Genomic DNA, 4,042 nt, shown 5'->3' with positions numbered 1-4,042 from the left:
GAAACAGCGTCGATGATAGTGTGGCTTTGCCATGTGAAAGTAGAACATCGCCAGGATTTAATTAAGAGAAAGCCCGATTCGAAAGAGTCGGGCTTTTTTGTTGTTGGTGCTAAATCGTCTCGTACAGTGCAGAGGATATAGGCATTGATAAAGAGACGAATTAGCGCAAGGTGAAGTGAAGACCTTCACAGTCGTTATTCTGATATTCCCTCAGCGGTTGTTAAAATAGCTCATTGCACCTTGCGTAAAAGAGCGTATTCGCTTCGCTCATGTCGCTAACCTTTTACACTTACTTCACCTTGCGCAAAGGAAACGCACTCACTGCGTTCGCTATCGTTAACCCTTTGCACGATAAGTCCCTCTGCGATTGTTAAAATAACTCATTGCACCTTGCGCAAATGGAATATAAACACTGCGCGCTTTGGTATTAGATATTTGCACTTTAGCGTAGCTTTACCATATGCCTCTTTGTTGAAAGAATGGAACATCTAAAGGTTTAATTAAGAGAAGCCTGATTCAAAAGAGTTGGTTTTTTGTGTTTGGTGCATAAAAAAATGTTGAATGCACCTCGCTCAGATGTTGTAAACGCTCAGCATGCGTGGTTTGACTCTTAGTCAAATATGATCACTTTATAAATAGGATTAGTATAATCTATTTATATACTCATAGTTTAGCATTGCCATTTTATTATAACTGTATATACTCACAGTAAATGTACTGTATGGAAAACCAGTTATATGCGTCCACTAACAAAACGACAAGAACAAGTACTTGAATTAATCAAGGTATTTATTAAAGATACAGGGATGCCTCCTACGCGTGCTGAGATAGCAGATGCGTTAGGCTTTAAAAGTGCAAATGCTGCAGAAGAGCATTTAAAGGCTCTTGCTAAAAAGGGAGTTATTGAAATGGTACCTGGAGCCAGTCGTGGTATTCGATTAGTAGAAGAACTCGAGCCAGATAAGCTGGGGTTACCGTTAATTGGTCGAGTAGCAGCCGGAGAACCGATCCTCGCACAAGAGCATGTTGAAAGCCATTGTCAAATTGATGCTAATTTATTTAAACCTGCAGCTGATTTCTTATTGAGAGTTAATGGTATGAGCATGAAAGATATAGGGATCCTCGATGGAGATTTATTAGCGGTTCATAGTACTCAGGTTGCAGAGAATGGTCAGGTTGTTATTGCCAGAGTTGAAGACGAAGTAACGGTGAAAAGGCTTGAAAAAGCTGGAAGTAAGGTTTTCTTACATGCTGAAAATGAAGAGTTTTCACCTATTATTGTTGATTTAGAGCATGAATCTCTTGCAATTGAAGGGTTAGCTGTTGGAATAATTCGTAACAACAGTTGGATATAACAACAACTTAACTGAAGGTTATTTTGAGTATTTTATCCGGCTAGTATCACAGGTCTAAAAAAACCGTTTTTTAAACAGCAGCGCCACTTTCAATTTGTTTTATTAGCAAAAGAAAGCTCTACGACGATTTTTCTATGGCCTTGTCAGGGCAATCTTTACGATAAAGGCAGTGAGTTTCCTACTGAATTAGAACTGCAAAGTCGAGATTAAACTACTCATTTACCCCGTTGCAAGCACTAATAATGTTATTTAAGCACTTGTATGTTGGTTTGATATTTCAAATATTCAACAAGGGCTATTGATAAGTAGCTTGTAAGCATGGTGACTTTGCCTTCATGAATATTAATTGTTATTAATGTCAACGAATGTGCCTAGTAATACTGTGGGTGTATTATCTTCTGTTCTTGTAACGACAGTTTCTACCGCGTTGCAACATACCCAACCGCCGCTTTTATGCTTTATACGATACTCAATAGCTAACAGGTCTTGATTTTGGCTATTGAGGATATCTTGTAAATGAACACTCATCTTTGCCTCATCATCTGGGTGGATAAGTTCAAACATATTGAGACCTCTAAGATCATTGATGTTATATCCTAAAATGGCAGAGTAGCGTTGGTTTATTCTAATGTTTCTTTTTTTGTTTAGATCATAAAGATATAACCCACAAACAGCAGAGTTGATGACTTGTTCTAAAAACGCTCGGTTTTGCTCAAGCTCTTTTTCTGTAAACTTACGCGCGGTTATATCAATCGCTGTGCCAACAATTTTTTCAACATTATTGTATTTGTCTAAGAGAGGGTAAAGGGTTGTCTGATACCATCTCTTCTCATTGTTATTTGGCAACATCTCAACATACTCAATTGGTTGCTTTCGCTCACAACAAAGAGAGTAGTTACTTTTTATTTTTTGTACTATAAATGGTGAAATTACATTTTCATTTAACTCAGATAATCGTTTATGAATTATATCTTTGGGAGATATATTGACTCTTTCACAAGCCGCTTGATTAAATTGCAAAAAGGTAAAGTCTGCTTCAGGTTCGACTTTCAGTAGCCAAATAGCCTGACTTGTACCATTGAACAGGCTATTTAAAATATTTGTTTTTTCAACTACTTGAGATTCTAGTTGTTTATTGCTTTGAATATACCTTAATGCCCCAGACATAATGCAAGCACTACCGTCTTTATCGAACTGACTATTTCCAACAGCTAGGAACCAAGCGAACTTATTCTCATAATTACGACCTAAATATTCTACTTGGAGCTTTTCTTGTGTATTGAAATGCTCTTTTATTGCGTTCTCTACTATTTCTCGGTACTCGGGGTGGATATGTTCATACCAATCAAGGTAGGTAGGGTTCTTTAAATGCTCTTTACCTATCATTTTCATTAATGTGGGTGAATAGATAACATTGTCATTTTTTATATCCCATTCCCACACACCATCTTCTGTGGCATTGATTGCCCGTTCTATTCTTTGGTGAGAGGCGTCGAGCTCTTGCTTTAATTGTTTAAATGAAGATAAGTTGTTAAATACAACAAGTGTAAATTGTTGCCCTTCAAAGGATGAAGTAACTAATCTCATCTCCATTGGTATGGCTACACCATTTTCTGAAATTATTTGGCATAATTGTTCAATTGGTTTAGATTTTTTCTGCTTGGATTCTTGTAATACTGTTGAAAGTTTGCAAAATGGGTCGTCTAGCTGGATGTGCTCGGATAGTGATGTTCCTAACATAGGTGTAGCATTTTTATAGCCTAATTCATTTAGCAGCTGAGGATTACACTTTATTATATTATTAGACTTATCTAGTAATAATGTACATACAGGCAGGCTGTTTAGCATAAATTCGGTGGTTTTATGCTCTGAAAGTAATGATTTAAGCTGTTTTTGTTCGCTTGTTAGTTTAGACAATTTATCTTTTACACCAAAAAACTGGTTAGGTGTGGGAATTGCGACTGCGCTTGGAATTAACCTAAATAAATAGACTGCAGTGACCATGGATACGGAAGCTGTAAGCGCTTTAGAGATACCATGTATACCATAAGCACCATGCCACACTGTGTATATGCCAATTAAATGTGTTATTCCACATAATAAGATAAAACTCGAAAATAAAATAAACAGCCAATGTCGCCCCACTTCAGGGCGCTGCTTTGCAAAAATCATAATGGCGATAGGAATTGAAAAATATGAAGTTGCGATGAGTAAATCAGATATTACATTTATCCACAATAAATGAGGTTGCCATAAGTAACAGTGTCCATGAGGCATATAAGCTTGATGAAAAAATGAATGAATGCTGTTTAGTTCCACCTTCACATATCCTAATGTCAAAAATGTATTTTTAAGCCTAGACTTAAAAGCTGAAACCTCAAGCTAAGATGTCTATAGAGTTTAATGTTTCGTCCGTAATAATGTAAAAAGTTACTGGTGTGCAAGTTATAACTGAAAACAAGTATATTTAGTGTATCAAAGTAAGCTTGTTAGGCTGTTAAATATACAACAATAATGCTTATTGTATGATTTTTGAATGAAGTGCCTGTTTTTATCACTTTTCTTAAAAAAAGCGCTTGCGCTTTTTATTCATCGCCCTATAATGCGACCCCACTGACACGGAGCGCTACGCACAATAAGCAAAGCAAAACGAGTCAGCGTCGAGTAAAACTTAAAATGACTTTTTA

General features: G+C 36.6%; 2 protein-coding genes. One reads left to right on the top strand and one right to left on the bottom strand.

Translation table 11 applies throughout. The features are described from left to right. Positions 1-737 precede the first annotated feature (737 nt). Complete coding sequence (lexA, locus tag OCI93_RS20635) at positions 738-1,355, top strand: transcriptional repressor LexA (protein WP_261595477.1); 618 nt, start codon at positions 738-740, stop codon at positions 1,353-1,355. Between the two features lie 342 nt (positions 1,356-1,697). Here lexA and OCI93_RS20630 read toward each other — a convergent pair whose 3' ends face one another. Beyond that, positions 1,698-3,674, bottom strand: coding sequence for a PAS domain-containing protein (locus tag OCI93_RS20630; RefSeq protein WP_261627221.1), 1,977 nt, complete (start codon positions 3,672-3,674; stop codon positions 1,698-1,700). Between the last annotated feature and the right edge of the window lie 368 nt (positions 3,675-4,042).

The organism is Pseudoalteromonas holothuriae (assembly GCF_945859825.1).
Taxonomy (GTDB): domain Bacteria; phylum Pseudomonadota; class Gammaproteobacteria; order Enterobacterales; family Alteromonadaceae; genus Pseudoalteromonas; species Pseudoalteromonas holothuriae.
This window is presented reverse-complemented; position numbering and strand designations above follow the sequence as displayed.

Coding starts and splice junctions, on each gene's coding strand:
- lexA (WP_261595477.1), top strand. CDS start 738: ATGCGTCCACTAACAAAACGACAAGAACAAGTACTTGAATTAATCAAG.